Source organism: Brevibacillus antibioticus, assembly GCF_005217615.1.
Lineage (GTDB): Bacteria > Bacillota > Bacilli > Brevibacillales > Brevibacillaceae > Brevibacillus > Brevibacillus antibioticus.
In genome coordinates this window covers 3,313,195-3,331,544 of sequence record NZ_SZNK01000001.1, presented here as the reverse complement: position 1 = coordinate 3,331,544, position 18,350 = coordinate 3,313,195, and the positions used below count along the sequence as shown (strand labels likewise).

General features: G+C 45.9%; 15 protein-coding genes. 11 read left to right on the top strand and 4 right to left on the bottom strand.

All coding sequences use genetic code 11. From position 1 onward, the window contains the following. The first annotated feature begins 157 nt into the window (after positions 1-157). The 3 genes from E8L90_RS15545 (at position 158) to mleBRB (ending at position 3,586) form a co-directional block, all read left to right on the top strand. Complete coding sequence (locus E8L90_RS15545; RefSeq protein WP_137030177.1) at positions 158-880, top strand: energy-coupling factor transporter transmembrane component T; 723 nt, start codon at positions 158-160, stop codon at positions 878-880. Further along, on the top strand, positions 877-2,358 hold the full coding sequence (locus E8L90_RS15540; protein WP_137030176.1) for an ABC transporter ATP-binding protein: 1,482 nt from the start codon (positions 877-879) through the stop codon (positions 2,356-2,358). Before E8L90_RS15545 ends, E8L90_RS15540 begins: the two co-directional genes overlap by 4 nt. 382 nt (positions 2,359-2,740) lie before the next feature. Continuing rightward, on the top strand, positions 2,741-3,586 hold the full coding sequence (mleBRB, locus tag E8L90_RS15535; RefSeq protein ID WP_137030175.1) for a BRB family alpha/beta fold macrolide esterase: 846 nt from the start codon (positions 2,741-2,743) through the stop codon (positions 3,584-3,586). Positions 3,587-3,696: 110 nt separating this feature from the next. Here mleBRB and E8L90_RS15530 read toward each other — a convergent pair whose 3' ends face one another. Then, positions 3,697-4,749 (bottom strand): 2,3-butanediol dehydrogenase, encoded by a 1,053-nt coding sequence (locus tag E8L90_RS15530; RefSeq protein ID WP_137030174.1) that lies wholly within the window; start codon positions 4,747-4,749, stop codon positions 3,697-3,699. 336 nt (positions 4,750-5,085) lie between these two features. Between E8L90_RS15530 and E8L90_RS15525 the strand changes: the two genes are divergently transcribed. The 4 genes from E8L90_RS15525 (at position 5,086) to E8L90_RS15510 (ending at position 10,457) form a co-directional block, all read left to right on the top strand. Further along, on the top strand, positions 5,086-6,117 hold the full coding sequence (locus E8L90_RS15525) for a LacI family DNA-binding transcriptional regulator (RefSeq protein WP_137030173.1): 1,032 nt from the start codon (positions 5,086-5,088) through the stop codon (positions 6,115-6,117). A gap of 209 nt (positions 6,118-6,326) precedes the next feature. After that, the gene (locus E8L90_RS15520) at positions 6,327-8,333 is read left to right on the top strand and encodes a serine hydrolase domain-containing protein (RefSeq protein ID WP_137030172.1); all 2,007 of its coding nucleotides are present in this window, start codon (positions 6,327-6,329) and stop codon (positions 8,331-8,333) included. Between the two features lie 50 nt (positions 8,334-8,383). Then, positions 8,384-9,091 (top strand): response regulator transcription factor, encoded by a 708-nt coding sequence (locus E8L90_RS15515; RefSeq protein ID WP_208759428.1) that lies wholly within the window; start codon positions 8,384-8,386, stop codon positions 9,089-9,091. After that, positions 9,078-10,457: a HAMP domain-containing sensor histidine kinase gene (locus E8L90_RS15510; protein ID WP_137030170.1), complete on the top strand. Its 1,380-nt coding sequence runs from the start codon at positions 9,078-9,080 to the stop codon at positions 10,455-10,457. The genes E8L90_RS15515 and E8L90_RS15510 overlap by 14 nt, the downstream gene beginning before the upstream one ends. 68 nt (positions 10,458-10,525) lie before the next feature. Here the strand turns inward: E8L90_RS15510 and E8L90_RS15505 are convergent, their stop codons facing one another. Continuing rightward, positions 10,526-11,263: a cyclase family protein gene (locus E8L90_RS15505; RefSeq protein WP_137030169.1), complete on the bottom strand. Its 738-nt coding sequence runs from the start codon at positions 11,261-11,263 to the stop codon at positions 10,526-10,528. A gap of 216 nt (positions 11,264-11,479) precedes the next feature. Between E8L90_RS15505 and E8L90_RS15500 the strand changes: the two genes are divergently transcribed. Continuing rightward, positions 11,480-11,887 (top strand): VOC family protein, encoded by a 408-nt coding sequence (locus E8L90_RS15500; RefSeq protein ID WP_137030168.1) that lies wholly within the window; start codon positions 11,480-11,482, stop codon positions 11,885-11,887. 81 nt (positions 11,888-11,968) lie between these two features. Here E8L90_RS15500 and E8L90_RS15495 read toward each other — a convergent pair whose 3' ends face one another. After that, the gene (locus E8L90_RS15495) at positions 11,969-12,796 is read right to left on the bottom strand and encodes an S-layer homology domain-containing protein (protein ID WP_137030167.1); all 828 of its coding nucleotides are present in this window, start codon (positions 12,794-12,796) and stop codon (positions 11,969-11,971) included. 209 nt (positions 12,797-13,005) lie between these two features. On the opposite strand from E8L90_RS15495, the gene catA reads away from it, so the two are divergent. Both catA and E8L90_RS15485 read left to right on the top strand, forming a co-directional pair. Continuing rightward, positions 13,006-13,665: a type A chloramphenicol O-acetyltransferase gene (catA, locus tag E8L90_RS15490; RefSeq protein WP_137030166.1), complete on the top strand. Its 660-nt coding sequence runs from the start codon at positions 13,006-13,008 to the stop codon at positions 13,663-13,665. 81 nt (positions 13,666-13,746) lie between these two features. Further along, entirely contained in the window at positions 13,747-14,910 is a 1,164-nt protein-coding gene (locus E8L90_RS15485) for a substrate-binding domain-containing protein (protein ID WP_137030165.1), read from the top strand. Between the two features lie 214 nt (positions 14,911-15,124). Here the strand turns inward: E8L90_RS15485 and E8L90_RS15480 are convergent, their stop codons facing one another. Next, on the bottom strand, positions 15,125-16,117 hold the full coding sequence (locus E8L90_RS15480) for a GNAT family N-acetyltransferase (RefSeq protein ID WP_137030164.1): 993 nt from the start codon (positions 16,115-16,117) through the stop codon (positions 15,125-15,127). 314 nt (positions 16,118-16,431) lie between these two features. Between E8L90_RS15480 and htpG the strand changes: the two genes are divergently transcribed. Next, the gene (gene htpG / locus E8L90_RS15475) at positions 16,432-18,312 is read left to right on the top strand and encodes a molecular chaperone HtpG (RefSeq protein WP_137030163.1); all 1,881 of its coding nucleotides are present in this window, start codon (positions 16,432-16,434) and stop codon (positions 18,310-18,312) included. The last annotated feature ends 38 nt before the right edge of the window (positions 18,313-18,350 follow it).

Below are 18,350 nucleotides of genomic sequence, written 5' to 3'. Positions count from 1 at the left end.
CGGACGAAAACATACCACGAAAAGACGTAAGTCTACCAGTCGTATTGCTAGAGGTTATGATCATCATTATCATTACGATTTGTAAGGGGGAATGCTGCGTGCTCCTTTTCCCTTTAATAAGGTTGTGTGTGATCTCGGTTGTAGGGGTGTCTGTCGAATGAAGGAAAAAGCATATGAAAAAGAAACAACGCGTACGAGGCGGCTCGGTCCCAGAACGCATCTGTTGGTGCTGATTATAGCGAGTATTTTGGCCATGACCGTTCGTGATGATATGCAAGTGCATCTACTGGTGGCACTAAGTGTAGTGTACTTGGTATGGAATCACCTGTCCAGAAAGGCGTTCCAACTGGTCGTGTTCTATTGCGTGTGCATGGCTTTTGTGTTTTTCATGCCGAATGCGCTGGCATTGGGAACGATGAAGCTCATTGTCTACACGATGGTGAGAATGATGCCTGTCATCATGATTGGCACCGTTCTGATCTATACGCCACCTGGCAGTATCATGAGTGCGTTTGAGAAGATGTCAGTCCCCAAACCGATTTTGGTGATGATTTGCATTTTGATCCGATTTTTCCCCGTGGTCATTTTGGAAATGAAAGCGATTCGTGACGGGATCCGCGCCAGAGGGATTTTTCCACGTTGGTACAGCGTACTGAAGCATCCGGCCATGGCCTACGAATGCTTTTTTATGCCGTTGGTCGTCCGTTGTCTAAAGCTGTCGTCAGAACTGGCGTCATCTGCTGAGCTCCGCGGTATCGAGTGCACAAACGCGCGGACCTCTATCTACCCGGTTGGCTTCAAGATCATGGATGGCATCGTCGTAGGGGTGTATGCGCTCATAGGCTCGGTAATTTACTGGACGGGAGGGATGATTTCGTGATTGAGATAAACGATGTCACGTTTCATTATGGACAGGAAGATGGGGAACATGACACGGAGACCGGCGTGAAAAATATTAGCCTATCTGTAAAAGCTGGACAGTGTGTCGTGCTATGTGGGCGGTCTGGTTGCGGCAAGAGTACGATTATGAGGCTGGTCAATGGTCTCGCACCGAATTTTTATGCTGGACGTCTCGCGGGTGAAGTAAGCGTGGGCGGCAAAAGTCCTGCGAGCATGCTGCCCGAGGAACGTACCCGGCTAATGGGTGTCGTATTTCAAGATCCCCGCAGCCAATTTTTTATGGAAACCGTCCGGGATGAGCTGGCGTTTTCCGCGGAAAACATCGGCATGGCACCAGACGAGATTCGAAGTCGGATAGATAGGCAGGCGAGCCAGCTCGGGATTTCCCACCTGCTCGATACCTCTTTACATAAGCTGTCTAGCGGGCAAAAGCAACGGGTGGCTATAGCGGCCGCATCCATTTTGACACCGCCACTTCTCTTATTGGATGAGCCTACTGCGAATCTGGATGCATCCTCTACGCAAAACCTGATTGAAATCTTAAGCAAGCTCAAGCAAAACGGTACCACCCTGCTCATTAGCGAGCATCGGCTCGTTCCTTTTCTACCCGTTGTCGATTTGTTTGTCTGCATGGAAAATGGCAAAATCGCACGGACGTGGACGAAGGACGAGTTCTGTCAGCTGTCTCATGGTGACGTGCGTATGTACGGTCTGCGCCATCCTGACATGACACTTCCCGAGACAGCGAAGAAACGCGAGCAGCCAGAGATGTCCGAATTCATGCTGGAAGGAAGAGGGCTTAGCTATTTTTATAAAAAGAAAAACGACGGAATCACCGATATCAACGTCTCGCTTCCACAGGGGAGCGTAACTGCGTTGACTGGAGAGAACGGTACGGGGAAGACGACGTTGTGCAAAATTTTATGCGGTCTTCTTCAAGAACGAAAAGGAACGATTGTCCGCCAAGGTCGTTCGCTGTCCGCCAGCAAAAGACGAGCAGTGAGCTATTCGGTGATGCAGGATGCGGACTACCAGCTCTACGCAGACAGTGTCGGAAACGAAATCGTGTTGGGAAAAGTCTTGAATGAAGAGCTCCGCGAAAAGGCGTATGAGGCGATGGATGCTTTCGGTTTGCGCGAGCTTCGCGATCGGCATCCTGCATCATTATCCGGTGGAGAGAAGCAGCGGGTCACGATGGCAGCCGCTTATTGCTCAGAGGCAGAACTGATTGTGCTGGATGAACCGACAAGCGGACTTGACGGCGATGGAGTGCTGAAGGTAGCCGCATGGGTGAAAAGGCTAGCCGAAGCAGGTAAAACGGTCGTCATTATCACGCATGACCAGATTCTTTCCAAGCTGGCATGTGATCAAGTGGTTGAGTTGCGGCTTACCCGAGATGTTGAAACGATCTTTGCGGAGCCAGGGATACGAACAACCGTTGAAACTGCCAATCGTTGACAGAGGAAAAAGCATGTGGTAGGATGGGCACAACTTATCAGGAACGGAGGGTTACGTGTGGCAAATTAATTTTTCGATACTTTATTCGCACAACACAATCGATGAGATAGCGTGACAAGGCTATGTTGTGTGCATACGAATCGAAAAATGGTTTGCCGCTACGGTAACCCAATTGAATCATGGGCAAATGGGAGTGAAGATGGCAAGTGATGACCTCCTCTATTTGCATGATCTGCGAAGAGAATGGAACCAATCTTTGTACAATCAGATACTGGTATCTGATGTTCAGGGTTTTCGTTTCTTCTTCCTTTTTCGATGACGTAAGCACAGGCAGCCTAGCCTGTGTTTTTTTATTTCTGTTTGTTGAGGAGGAAAACATACAATGGCAGAACAGATCGTAAAAGTGAACGGTGTGGAAATATGTGCGGAAAGCTTTGGGAAGCCCACAGATCCGGCGATTTTGCTGATTATGGGAGCCCAGATGTCCATGCTTTGGTGGGAGGAAGAATTTTGTCAGCGAATAGCCGACGCTGGACGCTTTGTTATTCGTTTTGATAATCGGGATGTCGGACGCTCCACGACCTACGAGGTTGGGCAACCAGGCTATACGTTTGAAGATATGGCGGATGATGCTGTTCACGTCCTGGATGCATTCGGCGTGCAGCAGGCGCATATCGTTGGTATGTCCATGGGCGGAATGTTGACGCAAATCATAGCCTTGCGACATCCCGAAAGGGTTCGCACAATCACATTGCACGCAACGTCAAATTTTGCTCCTGACCTACCACCAATCGATGAGAAGTTGATGGAGTTTTTCAGCGAGATGGGGGAAATCAACTGGGAGGATGAACAAGAAGTTTTAGAGGTTGCTGTGGCGAGTTCGAAAGTTTTGATCGGTTCCAAGCATCCTTTCGACGAGGCGCGCGTTCGTGAATTGGCCCAAATCGATATCGCCAGAAGCAACCATTATGCGAGTAAGAACAACCACGCCTTTGTGACGGCCAGTGAACCGTACTTGATGCGGACAGGGGAAATCGCTGTACCGGCACTCGTGATTCACGGTACAGAAGACTTGCTCATCCCTTTCGCGCATGCCATACATCTTGCGCACACCATTCCGGGAGCAGTCTTGCTCACGTTGGAAGGGACAGGGCATGAGCTTCCACGTGGGGATTGGGCTGTCGTTATCGAAACGATTTTGAAGCATACGCAAGAAAAGGAAACGTAATGACACTTACTTCTCTGCGCAGACAGCAAGGGTAAAAATCGAAGAGGGTAACGAGAAAAAACGGAGCGGAAAACAGGAATGAACCCTGCTTTCTCTCCGTTTTTTGTAGTTTATGCTCTCGGGCTAACGAGAATTTTCACCTGGTTTTTCTCTTTCAGCAGTGCTTCAAAACCATGCTCCACGATATCGTCGAGCTGGATGCGCTGGGTGACCAGCTTGTCCGCCGGGAAGAAGCCCTTTTCCATCAGGCTGATGACAGCAGGGAATACGTCGCGGTAGCCGATGATGCCTGTCATGTTGCGCTCTTTCATGACGATGTGGTTCGGTTTGATTGACGCTTCTCTTTCGAAGATGCTGACGATCATGATTTGTCCAGCAATTTTGGTTGATTCGATGGCTTGCGTGAGGACAGGAGGCACACCTGTGACTTCAAAGGCGATATCTGCGCCGCCGTTTGTTCGGTTGTGAATTTCCTGAACGACGTCGTATTCTTTTGGATCGATGACGATGGCGCCCAGCTCAGCTGCCTTGTTTTTACGTTCGGGGGACAGCTCCACTGCATAAATCTCAGCCGCACCTGCTGCTTTCAGCGCTTCGATGACAAGCAAGCCGATAGGACCGGCACCGAATACGACAGCTTTGTCACCAGCTTTCAACTGACTCGAACGAACTGCATAAAGAGCGACGGCAGATGGCTCCACAAGAGCGCCTTGCTCATAAGAGAGACTGTCAGGGATTTTGTGGACCATGTGCTCATCGCAAGCCACGTATTCCGAGAAGCCGCCACCACCGCCAGCCAGACCGAGGAAGCCCATTTTTTCACAAAGATTGTATTTGCCTTGTTTGCACGCTGCGCATGTTCCGCATGCGAAAACCGGCTCGACGACGACGCGATCGCCAACCTTGATGGTGTTCACGCCTTCCCCGATTTCCACCACTTGACCCGAAAATTCATGTCCCATTACGATCGGGGCTTTTTCGCCTGTAAGTGGATGTTCAGTTCCTTGTGGGATGAAGATCGGACCAGCCACGTATTCGTGCAAGTCACTCCCGCAAATCCCGCAGCACTCGACTCTGATTTTCACTTTCCCTTTGGACGCAACTGGCTCCGAAATGGTTTCCAAGCGGAGGTCCTTCAAACCGTGCCAACGTAATGCTTTCATATCTGCCATCTCCTCATTCGATTTGGATTCTATATGAAATTCAGCAAGTAAAGTAGGAAACGTTTCCGAAAATAATATGTCATAAGTTTTGCATCTTGTCAATTTGATTTCCTAGGCAAGGGTTGGGGGCGGTGTGCAATCGGTTGAGGAGAGGATGCTGATTCTAGCTAAGTTGAGTAGATGTATATGTGTTGTGCAACAGGTGCGTTGTTGTCTGCCATGTTTTGCTCACGGCTTGTTACCATTGGTTTTGTGTATGCTATAATAGCGGTAGGAAAGCACATTTTAGCTCGGAAACATAGAAAACGATTCCGATATGGAAAGGAAAGCAAGGCGTTGGATACAAAAAATAAAGTGACAATAGAAGACGTAGCGAAGAAGGCGGGCGTAGGAATCGCAACGGTATCGAGGGCGATCAATGATAGCGGGGGGATCAGTCCGAAGACGAAAGCGATGATTTTGCAGGTAATCGACGAGCTGGGGTTTATTCCGAACACTTCTGCGCAAAGCCTAAAGGTGCGTCAAACCTATCAAATCGCACTGGCTGTCCCTGACATTCGCAATGCGATCATTCCAGATATCGCCTGGTCGGTCGAGCAAGCGGCCAAGCAGCATGGCTACCGCGTCGTACAAATTAACACGGCAGGAAATGCCCGGATGGAGCTTGAGACTGTGCGTGAGGTCAAAAAGCTGCATGTAGACGGGCTGATTATCATGCCGCTCGCCTATCCAAAGACGTTGGTCCAGATGATTAACAAAGCGAACGTTCCGGTTTCGATTATTAACTATGGGAAAAAGCTCGAAGACAATGTGAAAGCAGATGTAGTCAGCATGGCCCGTCAAGAAGGTCGACTCGTCATGGAGCATCTGATCAAAATTGGCCGTACGCGAATCGCTTACGCAGGTGCGCCGAAGGACAAGATCGAGGAGCGGTATTTTGCCTATGAGGCGTCGCTTCAGCACGTTGATCCTTCGCTGGTGTATTTTGGTGAGGACTTCTCGTTTGAGACGGGCCTTCGTGCTGCTGATTACTTTTTTAGTCTGAAAAACATGCCGGACGCTATCTATGCGGTCAATGACATGGTGGCAATCGGGATCGTGAATCGCTTCAAGGAGCTCGGAGTCCGCGTGCCAGAAGATGTCGCGGTCGTGGGAATTGACAACAATGTGTGGACGACGATTACGACTCCGCAGATCAGCTCTGTTTCGATCATGGGGGAAGAGGTGGCACGGCTGGCGACTGAGCTTTTGCTGAAACGGATTCGAGAGCAGGGGGCAGGAGCGTACGAACGCGTCCAGTTCGAGCCGCGGCTGATTGTAAGGGAGTCCAGTGTGGCGGTTATCCGTAAATCGCCATTGGATACGTAGGTCTTTTTCAGATGAGAAGCCGAGTGAAAGACAGGTGATGATACTTGTTGTTTCCTCGGCTTTTGATTTAAGGAAAAATTGCAAACGAGCGAACCGGAAACAACAAGCGAGAAAATTCAGGTTCTATTAAGGTTGTATAGAAATGCGATTAAGATTGGTCGTTTACTCTTCTAGAGAAGGAAATAAGGGTAAAGGAGAGGAGCAATCTTATGAAAATGTTTTCGAAGTTACAGACATTAATGGCGACTGTACTTGTAACTACTATGAGCGTCAGCCTTGTAAGCGGAGTTGTTTCTCCCACCAAAGTGTTCGCATCTTCTGTATCTGGGCCGGATGATCCGAGAGAGGTAGAGCAATTTGTAGATGAATTTTTTAACCAGTCAGAAATTAAGAACAACATGGCAGGAGCTACGTTTGTAGTTGTAAAAGGAGACAAGGTTCTTTTTAAAAAAGGGTATGGATATGCGGATGTAGAGAAGAAGATTCCGGTCGATCCTGATCGGACTGTATTCCGGGTAGCGTCAGTATCCAAGGTTATTACAGCTACAGCCGTTATGCAATTGGCGGAGCAAGGAAAAATAGATTTGAACAAAGATGTATCCGCATATATGGGGGGTGCCCGGATTCCGAATAAGACAGGCACTCCTCTTACAATGAAACATCTGTTAACGAACTCCACTGGATTTGACTTTGGAGACACTTCTGACGGTTCAACAATCGACTTGCAACGGGAGGTTTCTTTAAAGAAATACGTTATGGACAATCTCCCAAATGTCATTCGCAAGCCAGGAGAGTTTTACAGATATGACAACCTCGGCTTCACCATTCAAGGTTATGTTGTAGAACAAGTAGCAGGAAAACCATTTGGTGAATACGTGCAGGAACGCATCTTTAAGCCACTTGGCATGGAAAATAGTGATTTTCGACTTACACCCTCAATAGTCAAAGAGTTGGCTGTACCTTATAATATTATCGGACAGCCGATCCCGACTTATGCAATGGTACCAACTGAGCTTCCTGATGGTGGAATGCTCTCAACTGGTTCTGATATGGCTAAATTCATGATTGCTCATCTCCATAAAGGAAAGCTTGGGAATGCGACGATTATGGAAGAAGAAACGGCGGCAGAAATGCACAGACCTCATCTTTCCGTGCATCCAAAGCTGAATAACATGGCGCTTGGTTTCGAATATGCCAACCAGCAAAATTACAATGGACATTATGTTATTGAAAAAGGAGGGGATTTACAAGGATACCATACCGGGATGTGGTTGATCCCGGAAGAAAAAGTGGGAGTATTTGTTACAGTCAATAAGGACTTCGAAATTCGTATGCCTCTGATTAAAGCGTTTATGGATCATTACTACCCGAAAAATAAGCAGAAAAGGGGAGCGTTTGAGTTAGCGAAACAAGAACTCACGAAGTTTGAAGGGACATACAGCGATTTGCGAAACCGGATGTGGACGACTCGTATACGTGCTGAAGGCGGCAAACTCATTGTAAAAGACTCGCTGGGAGAACATGTCCTATATGAGGTGGAGCCACTCTTATTCCAGGATGAACAAGGTAGTAAAGCTGGTTTTAAGCTGAACGATCACGGAGATGTGCAGGCTTTCTATTACGAGTTAAAATCAGATAGTTGGGCAGAAAAAATGCCTGAGCCTCAACGTTATCAGGATGTGGAGAATGACCATCCATATGCGTCCTATATTTATCACCTGAGACAGATCGGTGTCTTTGCTGATATGGAAGGAGACAATCGCTTTTCGCCCGAACAACAGATAACAAAAGGAGAGTTTGTTGGCTGGTTCATCAAGTGGAGTGGCATTGCCCCATCAAAGCATAAACCGATTTACACGGATCTTTCAGGTAACAAGTATGCGCGGGAAATTCAAGCAGCTTACGAGTTAGGTTTACTAAAAGCATCTGCTGATGGCAAATTTTATCCGAACGGGCCATTGACGCGTCAAGAAGCAGCAACCATCGTATGGCGCATGGCATTTGGCTATTTTCATGCAGAGCCGAAAAAAGCCAAGTTGAGTGGTAGGACAGATGCTTGGGCTTTAGAGGGAGTCCATTTCGTAGTGGCAAAAGGATTATACGGACCAGAAGTGGTGAAAGGCAGAGATGGTAGTGTCGATTATAAATCAGAGCAGCTGATGGTAAGGAAAGAAGCGGCTGCGTTACTATCTCGGTTCGCAGACCAATTATTTTAGTGTACAACAAGCCGTGACTTCTTGTTTGTGCTTCGTTGCGACATGAGGCGATGGAGGGAAGTACAATCAAAACGATACTGATCATCGACGATGAAGCACAAATTCGTGAACTACTCAGTATTTATTTGAAAAATTACGGGTTTGCTACTTATGAAGCAGGTAATGGGGTTGATGCGCTGGCTGTATTCTCAAACGTGCAAATCGATCTGGTTATAGCTGATATTATGATGCCGATGATGGATGGATACGAGTTATTAAAAAAGATGCGACATATTTCCGAAGTTCCGTTTTTGTTTTTGTCCGCGAAATCGGATGATATGGATAAAATTATGGGACTGCAGTTTGGAGCTGACGACTATGTGGGGAAGCCTTTTAACCCCATAGAAGTCGTCAGCAGAGTTCAAGCGTTATTCAGAAGAATGGATGTATTCTCCAAAAGTGAAAAGCAGAACCATGAAATCATACAATTTGGCGATGTCATGCTCGATTTGAAGAGCTGTAAGCTGTACAAAAATGGACAGCAGAAAGAGGTGACATCGTACGAGTTCAAGATTTTGTCTTTACTGATGAAGCAAGCGGGTAGAGTTTTTACAAAAGCGTCCATTTACGAGCATGTTTGGGGGCAGGAATACATAGGGGATGAAAACCTGATCATGGTCTATATCAGCAAACTCAGGGAGAAGATTGAGGATAACCCAAGAAAGCCCGTTTATCTTATTACGATCAGGGGGTTAGGCTACCGTTTTGAAAAAAAATGAGAGCATCCCCGACAAGCGGCCGTTAAAACAACTGTTTTTTCGGCATTATGTTGTGATAAGCGGTTTGTTCTTGTGTGTGATTATGGTTGCTCTTTTTGGGACAGACCTGTTGATGGACAACTATTTTAATAAAACGCCCGATTTGACCCAAGTGGATGGGAGTAAAATATACCAGTACCCTTTTGAAAAGATTGATGGTCGGTTGTTAGACGAGTACGGCGGCTGGTTCGAGATCGTGGATGAATCGGGGACAGTCATCTATGTAAAAGGCAACAAGGAAGACAATATCATGACATATAGCGATGGAATGCTGTACGCTAAAGTGGACATAATGCGAAATGATGATTCAATTTTCTACCATGCCTATCGAGCGCAAGGGCCAGAAGGTGAAAACTATGTTCTGTTATGGAAATTTCCTGAGCGGTCGGAAATTATATCATTGACGCTTGGAATCTTACTAGCGTTGTTTGTCGTTCTGTTGTTCATCGCCCTTTATTTCTACACCCGGTACTCCGTCTTGCAGATGAAGAAGCCTCTCCGGCAAATTGTAGAGGGCATTAAAGAAATGGAAGGCTTCAATTATCAGAAAAGGCTTACATTTTCGGCTGAAATGGAATTTGCAGAAATCCGTGAAGCGTTTAACGGAATGGCAGAACGACTACAGCAGACCTCTGCAGAGAAAGAAGCGGTAGCGAACAACAAAAGAGACATGCTGCTGCATTTGTCTCATGATCTGAAAACGCCGATTACCTCTGTATTCGGTTATTCTCAGTTGTTGCTGGATAGGCCGGACCTAGAAGAAGAACAAAGGCGTCAGTATGTTCAATATATTAACGACAAATCGTCTTATATGGCCCATTTGATTCAAAATTTGTTCGAACTGGCAAAGCTGGAAGACCAGCACGTGAGACTGGATCAAGAAAAGGTGAATATTAGTAAGTGGTTTATGCAGCTTGTTGCGGAATTTTATCCGGAAATAGAAGATAGGGGATTTCAGTTAGAAGTGAAAATTCCAGAGGAGCCGCTGTTTGTCATGCTCGACAAAATGCATATGAACCGCGTTATTACGAATTTGATCGGTAACTCACTAAAACATAATCCGCAGGGAACTCAGCTATTCGTTTCATGCGAGAAAATAGAAGCCGGCGTTGTTCTGTGGTTAGGTGATAACGGTATTGGTGTTCAGGAGAATGTCAGAGAACACATTTTTGACGAGTTCATAAAAGGGAGTAATCCTGTGAAAGATAGCACAGGACTCGGCCTAGCCATTTGTAAAAAAATTATAACGTTACATCGGGGTACAATTCATTTGGAAAGGAATCAACGGTATACGACGCTATTTAAAATAACGTTGCCTCTTGAATGAGCGGGAGGAAAGAAAGCAGCAATCAAAAAGCGCAGCGAAATGAGCTGCGCATGAAAGAAAGAAGAATGTTATGGCAAAATCGCAAACGAGCGAACCGGAAACCCGGAGGCTTTTTCAGGCTTGGGTGTTATGTTTACAATGACAGCACCTTTTGCCGGAAGCTTATCGAGATTTTTGAGCAGTTCTACTTGATAGGTGTCTTGATCGAGCACAAAATATTCGCCCAAGAGCGCTCCGTTTTTTCGGTAATCGATCGTCGCATCTGTATCGAAGGTTTCGTGTCCGACTGCTTTGATTTGTCTTTCCTCGAACAAAAATTTCAAAGCCTCCAAAGACCATCCAGGTGCGTGATTGTTGCCATCTGCATCCTTATTGTTGAAGGCCTCCACGTCTGGCCATCGCTTGCTCCAATCTGTGCGTAAGGCGACGAAGGAGCCGCTCTCGATTTGACCATGTTGGGACTCGAAATGCAGGATGTCTTCCACGGAAAGTGAGTAGTCGTTGTTGGCTTCGGCTTCTTTTGATTTGTCGATGACGACGAGTGGCAATACGAGTTCTTTCAGTTCGATCTCGTCCAAGTAACGCTTGTTGCGCACAAAGTGAATCGGTGCATCCAAGTGGGTACCATACTGTCCAGGAAAAGAGAAGCGCTGGGCAAAGAAGCCGTCGTCATGCGTGAACAGCGTTTGGAATTCGGCGGCGTCAAAGGCGTGGAAGTGCGGAGATTCCGGACCGAATGTGTGCGTGAGATCCACCCACTCTTTTTGTTTTAACAGGGTAATTGCTTGAATCAGCTCGTTTGCCATGTGCCCACCTCGTTATTGGATTTTGAATTTTCCCACTTGTGTAAACCAAGTTTATCCCATACTTTATCGGTTCTAATTCCGAGTGTCAATATCGGATAAAACGAATGAACGATTTGACTAAAAAAGCAATTGGGAAGAAGCCTTCAAGCATGATTCTGCTATTCTTAAAGGAGAATAACAAGTATCATCCAACCAAAACGCGAAGGAGAAACTCCCATGACAAAAGAGCTTTGGATCAATTTGCCCGTTAAGGACCTCGAAAAGTCCAAATCGTTTTTTGCCGCACTCGGATTCTCTTTTCATCCTCGCCATGAGAATAGCAAAGATGTAGCGGGCTTGGTTATCGGCGAAAAACAGATGCTGATTATGCTGTTCCCAGAGGCTACCTTCCAATCGTTTACCCAAAATGAGCTGGCGGATACGAAGCGAGGAACGGAAGTGTTGTTTTCGATCGATGCCGGGAGCAGAGAAGAAGTGGATGAATTGGTACGTCAGGTGGTAGAGGCTGGAGGCACTGTTTTCAGTGAGCCTCGGGAGCATGGTCCGGGAATGTATGGGGCAGGCTTCGCTGATTTGGATGGTCACCGATGGAATGTGCTGTATATGGATATGAGCAAAATGTAGATGGAGTAGAGAGGTAATTGTTGAGAAAGGAGCCTTCCGAATGGGAGGGCTCCTTTTTCAAAATAAGAGTTTGGGAGAGGATTATTTACTCGTATAAGTTGATAGAGAACCGTCTGCCAATAAGACATTGTAAATACGCTGCAGCATCACCACTGCCTCCGCTCGCGTGAGTGGATCGTGTATTTCCAATTGGTTTTCCCACGTACTCATGATGTCGTTGCCGACGAGCCATGCGAGTGCATATGCTTTTAATGTGTCAATGTCACCGTTGGCAAATATGAGTTCTCCAGTGTCGAGGTAGCTATAGCTAATCGTGTATTCGCCGTCATCAATTTTATCTATAGCAAGTGAACCAGGAGAACGCGTTGAGTACCCAGTTGAATCAAACGACTGTACGGTAATGTCGTCAATTCCCACAAGTATTGGCAAGACTTGATCGTCGGGCATTTGATACATCTGTTCACCAACAAACGATTGGAAGAAGTACATAGCATCCCAGCGTGTTACCTTTTTTTCGGGATAGATGTAAACTTTGTCCCAATGCCAGTCAACAACACCAAATGAGTCTGCATCGTACATCTCCATTAATGGTTGATAGGCCCAATGATTTTTCGGGACATCTTCAAACTTCTGTATTTTCATTTCTGGGATTGATGGGTTGAGATTCGGACGAAGCTTATTAAACAGCTTATGAAACATAACGGTGAGCTCGGCTCTGTCAATCGCCTCATTCGGTCTGAAGGCTCCATTGGAATAGCCGCTTAAAACACCTTTTTTCACCATGAAATCAACCGATTCCCGAGCCCAATGTCCATCGGGGATATCGCTGAACTGACTGGCTTGTACAGGCACGGGAGTTGAAAAAAGAATAGAAACGAAAAGAGCCAAGCATAAAATGATATTTTTCATCATGTTCCTCCTTTACCACTACCTTCCTTTTCCCTTGCCTATTTCTGCTTGAACATGGCAACTATACATGGGCTGATGCCAGAAAGAGATGCAAATGGTATGCTGGAGGGGTAAGGCAGGATTGGAGAAGGGGATGGTGTTATGAAAAGGACACGCAAAATCACCTCCTAAAATCATGATGTTTTCGATTTTAGGAGGGATAATATCCAATGAAATTTCAGCGAATCGATGTAAATAATTGGAGCAGAAGGTCTTATTTCGAGCATTATCTGAACCGAGTGAATTGCACCTTCAGTATGACAGCCAACATTGATATATCGGGATTGCTCCCCGCTCTACGGCAAAAGGGGTTGAAGCTGTACCCGGCTTTTCTGTACATGGTGACAAACGTTGTCAATGCGCACCGCGAATTTCGGACTTCCTTTCATGCAGATGGAGAGCTGGGCTACTGGGAGAGCATGATACCCAGCTATACTTTTTTTCACCAGGACGATCAAACGTTTTCTACGATGTGGACGGAATTCGCTGACGAGTTCCCTGTGTTTTATCAAAATTACGTAGCGGATATGAAACAGTACGGGGACAACAAAGGTCTTGTGGCGAAAGAACTGGAACCGCCTTATACTTTCCCTGTCTCGTGTATTCCCTGGGTTAGCTTCAGGGGGTTTAATCTGAATATTTCGGGAGATGGGCGGTATTTGCTGCCAATCATTACAAGTGGAAAGTATTTCGAGCAAGAAGGTAAAACGTTATTGCCTGTTTCTTTACAGGTCCATCATGCGGTTTGTGATGGATATCACGCCAGTCTGTTCATCAATGATTTGCAAAAATGGGCAACAAATTACAAGGAATGGTTAGATGTCGAGTGAATTGGCTCGTTTGGTATGCTTCTCCTTCCTAATCTCTTCCAATCATTTATAATAACGGTAGGAGAACTGGGAGGAGAAGGAATGAACAAAGAATTGGTAGGGAAAATCTTTGGGTGTATCGTTTTGGGTGCGATCATCACGGTAATCGGAGTCGTCGCGATGGTCATGACTGCCTTGAACGCACAGGGAAGAGTTTATTCCCTCCTTGTCGCTGTCACGACGGTCGTTTTTATCATCTACATCATCGGACAAATTTTCGCTCCGCAAAAGAGTCGGTTATGGAACCGAGCCCTCTTTGTCTATTTTCTCTTTTGTACGCTGCCGGTTGCGGGATATGAGATCAGTAGCTATTACCATAACAGCATTCCGATGGTCAGTGAGGCCGAGGTCGATCTGGAACAATATAAACCGTTTGGTACAGATCCCAAAATTCAAAAGCTTGATCAACCAGCGACACTGTCGTTACAGTCTGATTTGCCCAAAATAGATGGGGCGACCGCCTTGTATCCGCTTTACGCTTCCTTTGTGCAGGCTGTTTATCCCGAGAAAGATTACGACCTTGCCGACAGCGAAGTCATGGTAAGCAAGACGCCAACAGCGTACGAAAACTTACTGGATGGCAAAGTCGATGTCATCTTTGCGGCAGCTCCTTCCGAGGAGCAGCTCCTAGCAGCAAAAGAAAAGGGCGTAGAGCTCAAGCTGACACCAATCGGAAGGGAAGCCTTTGTCTTTTTTGTCCATGCAGAGAATCCTGTTCAGGGACTTACTACCCAGCAAATTCAGGGCATCTATACCGGAGACATCATCTCCTGGGAGGAAGTCGGCGGCGGGTTTGAAATTATTCGCGCCTTTCAGCGTCCAGAAAATAGCGGGAGTCAGACGATGTTGCAGAAGATCATGGGGGATAAAGAGCTTATGACCGCGCCGCAAGAAGACGTGGTAACAGGAATGGGTGGAATCATCGAGCAAACAGCCAACTACAAAAATTATTCGAATGCTATCGGTTACTCGTTCTTGTTTTATGCTACGGAAATGGTGCGAAACGGTAACATTCGTCTACTCGCAATTGATGGGGTTACGCCTAATAAGGAAACGATAAAAAACAGAGCGTATCCGTTTGCGGCCGAGTTTTACGCAGTGACAGCTGGGACGGACAATCCGAATGCAGAGAAACTGATCGAATGGATTTTGTCTCCGCAGGGACAAGAGCTGGTGGAGAAAACGGGCTATATTCCGGTGAAATAATAAGGAGCAAGCAAAGGAGACCCTTGGGCAATTGACCTGAGGGTTTCTTCTTTGCTCTCTGTCTCGATCTGGAGAGCGTGAGCTGGTTCATTATCACCTTCACTTCGTACTAAGAAAAACTCGTGTGTAAGGCCCATTAATCACCTGTTAATGTAGATCAGCTTAGAAGGAAATTTGAAAAAATTAGATGGATTCGTGAAACGGGGATGTGGAACTACTCTTTCACCGAGGCTATTCTGCTATCAATAAGGCGAGAAACTCTGTATGAAACAGGAAGGAAGCCTTGACGAGGCCAATAACGTGAAGATTGTAAATTCGTTTCTCTCCAATCTGTCATGCAGGAGACAAATCCTTTTTTCTTCGCATGGGCAAGTCCATGTAGTGTAAGTGCATAATTGATACCTTGCCCGCGATATTGAGCTAGAGTACCAGCAACCCCTAATTCAACACAACGATCCGGCACATTCAAATTATGATCACTTTTATCTAACGGGAAGTATCCTTGGAAAGAAACAATTTTTCCATCTTTTAAGGCGATCCAGAAAGCGACATCATGATCATCAAGGAGACCTGCATAGCCTTTACGTAATTCCTGAGGGTCATCACGTAAAGAATAACTAAAAACAGGTGCCTTATTTTGATGAGTTCTAATAATGTTTGCAATATCCTCTACCAAACTACGGTCTTCTGGGGATGCCAAGCGAATTTCAACCTCTGGAATGCTCAAGGGAAGGGGAGATTCCCGATCAAGTAATGAGAGTAATGCATGTGTTTGTTCAAAGCCAAATCCTAAACGGAACCAAGAATGAAGTAATTCCGGTTGACTGGCTGGGATTAGCGCAAAATGACTGAAATACCCCTCATCTACCCATCGTTGAGAAGCCTCTGAATAAAGATCTCTATATAATTCAAAGGTGGTATTGCGAGAGATTGCGTGACCCTCCAAATTCATCCAGACATGTCGATCCCGAAGAGGATTTTCAATCTTTTGTCCAATTAGGTACCCGATTACTTTACCATCTTCAATTGCTGCGACTCCGCTACTGTTTGGTTTTGACCATATCGTTTTAACAGCATGCGTTGCATAATTTTCATCTTCACATTCACTTGGTAGTACCGAAAGGATTTCTCGATCTTGTCTATGACGCTTGGACAATAGTTGCCCAGCCTCTGAGACTAACTCATCAGTAAATGGTATGAAATACATGAAATGCCACCTCTGTTTTTTATCATCATAAAGCTGCTCTTAATCTATTGCAATACGTTCCTCAAATAGAACGGAGGCCTGATACTACTCCTATTCTGTAGACCTTTACTTTTGCATACGTGTCGATTTTCAAGTGAACTTCTTAATTAGGCGCAGTCTTTCGAAAACCTTCACGCTGGAGAGTTTTCTTTCTAGCTAGATCATATTGACAGAAAAATCTAAGACTGTTATAAAAATAGTAAATAGCACTCGCGAGGTGAGAGTGCTAATATTGAAGAAGGAATACATAAGAAGTCTGGAAGGGTGGGTATTTCATGGAAAAAAAGCAGTTTCAAGCAGAATCTACACGTCTGTTGGAAATGATGATCCATTCTATTTACACACAAAAGGAAATCTTTTTGCGAGAGTTGATTTCCAATTCGAGTGACGCGATTGACAAAATGTACTACAAGTCGCTTGTCGATGATCAATTGGTGTTCGATAAAGAGAACTATTACATCAAAGTAGCAGTTAACAAAGACACCAGAACTTTGACCCTGACAGATACCGGGATCGGCATGACGCAGGATGAACTGGAAAATAATCTGGGTGTCATTGCGAAAAGCGGTTCGTTGGCGTTCAAAAAAGAAAACGACGCAAAGGATGGCTACAACATCATCGGTCAATTCGGCGTAGGTTTCTACTCGGCTTTCATGGTTGCCGACAAGGTTACGGTCATCAGTAAAGCTCTGAGCAGCGACACAGGGTACAAATGGGAGTCCAGCGGTGCGGATGGCTACACGATTGAGCCTTATCAAAAAGATTCCGTCGGGACCGAAATCATTCTCGAAATCAAGGAAAATACAGAAGAAGAGAACTACGACGAGTTTTTGGAGGAGTACCGTTTAAAAGCGATTATCAAAAAGTACTCTGACTTCATTCGTTACCCGATTAAAATGGACGTTACGCAGCATAAGCCAAAAGAGGGCAGCGAAAACGAGTACGAACAAGTGACGGAAGAACAAATCGTGAACAGCATGGTTCCGATTTGGCGAAAAAATAAAAGCGAGCTTGTGACTGAGGATTACGAGCAGTTTTATGCGAGTAAGCATTACGGCTTCGACAAGCCGCTGGGGCACATCCACATCAATGCAGATGGAGCCGTTGTCTATCAGGCGATTTTGTACATCCCGGAGAGCATGCCGTTTGATTACTACTCGAAGGAGTACGAAAAAGGTCTGGAGCTGTATGCGAACGGTGTACTCATCATGAACAAATGCGCGGACCTGCTTCCAGACTACTTCAGCTTTGTTAAAGGGATGGTTGACTCCGAGAGCCTGTCGCTCAACATTTCTCGTGAGATGCTCCAGCATGACCGTCAATTGAAGCTAATTGCGAAAAACATCACGAGCAAAATCAAAAGCCAGCTGCAAAGCTTGCTGAAAACAGAGCGGGAAAAATACGAGCTGTTCTACAAGTCGTTTGGCAGACAGCTAAAATACGGCATGTACAGCGACTACGGAATGCATAAAGAAACACTGCAAGACCTGTTGATGTTCTACTCTTCCAAAGAGAAGAAGCTGGTGACGCTAGAAGAGTACGTAGAGAGAATGCCAGAAGATCAAAAGTACATCTACTACGCATCCGGCGAGTCGATCGAGCGAATCGAAAAGCTGCCGCAAACAGAGCTCGTATCCGAGAAAGGTTACGAAATCCTGTACTTCACAGATGATGTCGATGAGTTCGCGATCAAAATGTTGATGAACTACAAGGAAAAGGAATTCAAATCCGTATCGAGCGGGGATTTGGGAATCGAACCGGGCGAAGAAGAAAAAGCTGCCGAAGCCGAAAACGAAAACAACAAAGAGCTGTTCGACTATATGGCATCGCTGCTCGAAGGAAAAGTCAAAGCCGTCAAAGCTTCCAAACGCTTGAAGTCACACCCTGTCTGCTTGTCGACAGAGGGTGAAGTAACGATTGAAATGGAAAAAATCTTGAATGCGATGCCAAACAATTCGAATGTGAAGGCAGACAAGGTACTGGAGATCAATGTGAACCATGCGGTGTTCCAGTCGTTGAAGGGTGCATTTGACACAGACAAGGAAAAGGTCAATTTGTATACGGCACTTCTGTACAATCAGGCTCTCTTGATCGAAGGCTTGCCGATTCAAGACCCGGTAGAGTTTACGAACGACATTTGCAAAGTTATGGTGTAAGACAACAAAAAGAGGATGCGACTGCCGCATCCTCTTTT

Coding starts and splice junctions, on each gene's coding strand:
- E8L90_RS15480 (WP_137030164.1), bottom strand. CDS start 16,117: ATGTATTTCATACCATTTACTGATGAGTTAGTCTCAGAGGCTGGGCAA.
- catA (WP_137030166.1), top strand. CDS start 13,006: ATGAAATTTCAGCGAATCGATGTAAATAATTGGAGCAGAAGGTCTTAT.
- E8L90_RS15515 (WP_208759428.1), top strand. CDS start 8,384: ATGGAGGGAAGTACAATCAAAACGATACTGATCATCGACGATGAAGCA.
- E8L90_RS15485 (WP_137030165.1), top strand. CDS start 13,747: ATGAACAAAGAATTGGTAGGGAAAATCTTTGGGTGTATCGTTTTGGGT.
- htpG (WP_137030163.1), top strand. CDS start 16,432: ATGGAAAAAAAGCAGTTTCAAGCAGAATCTACACGTCTGTTGGAAATG.
- E8L90_RS15545 (WP_137030177.1), top strand. CDS start 158: ATGAAGGAAAAAGCATATGAAAAAGAAACAACGCGTACGAGGCGGCTC.
- mleBRB (WP_137030175.1), top strand. CDS start 2,741: ATGGCAGAACAGATCGTAAAAGTGAACGGTGTGGAAATATGTGCGGAA.
- E8L90_RS15505 (WP_137030169.1), bottom strand. CDS start 11,263: ATGGCAAACGAGCTGATTCAAGCAATTACCCTGTTAAAACAAAAAGAG.
- E8L90_RS15500 (WP_137030168.1), top strand. CDS start 11,480: ATGACAAAAGAGCTTTGGATCAATTTGCCCGTTAAGGACCTCGAAAAG.
- E8L90_RS15520 (WP_137030172.1), top strand. CDS start 6,327: ATGAAAATGTTTTCGAAGTTACAGACATTAATGGCGACTGTACTTGTA.
- E8L90_RS15530 (WP_137030174.1), bottom strand. CDS start 4,749: ATGAAAGCATTACGTTGGCACGGTTTGAAGGACCTCCGCTTGGAAACC.
- E8L90_RS15495 (WP_137030167.1), bottom strand. CDS start 12,796: ATGAAAAATATCATTTTATGCTTGGCTCTTTTCGTTTCTATTCTTTTT.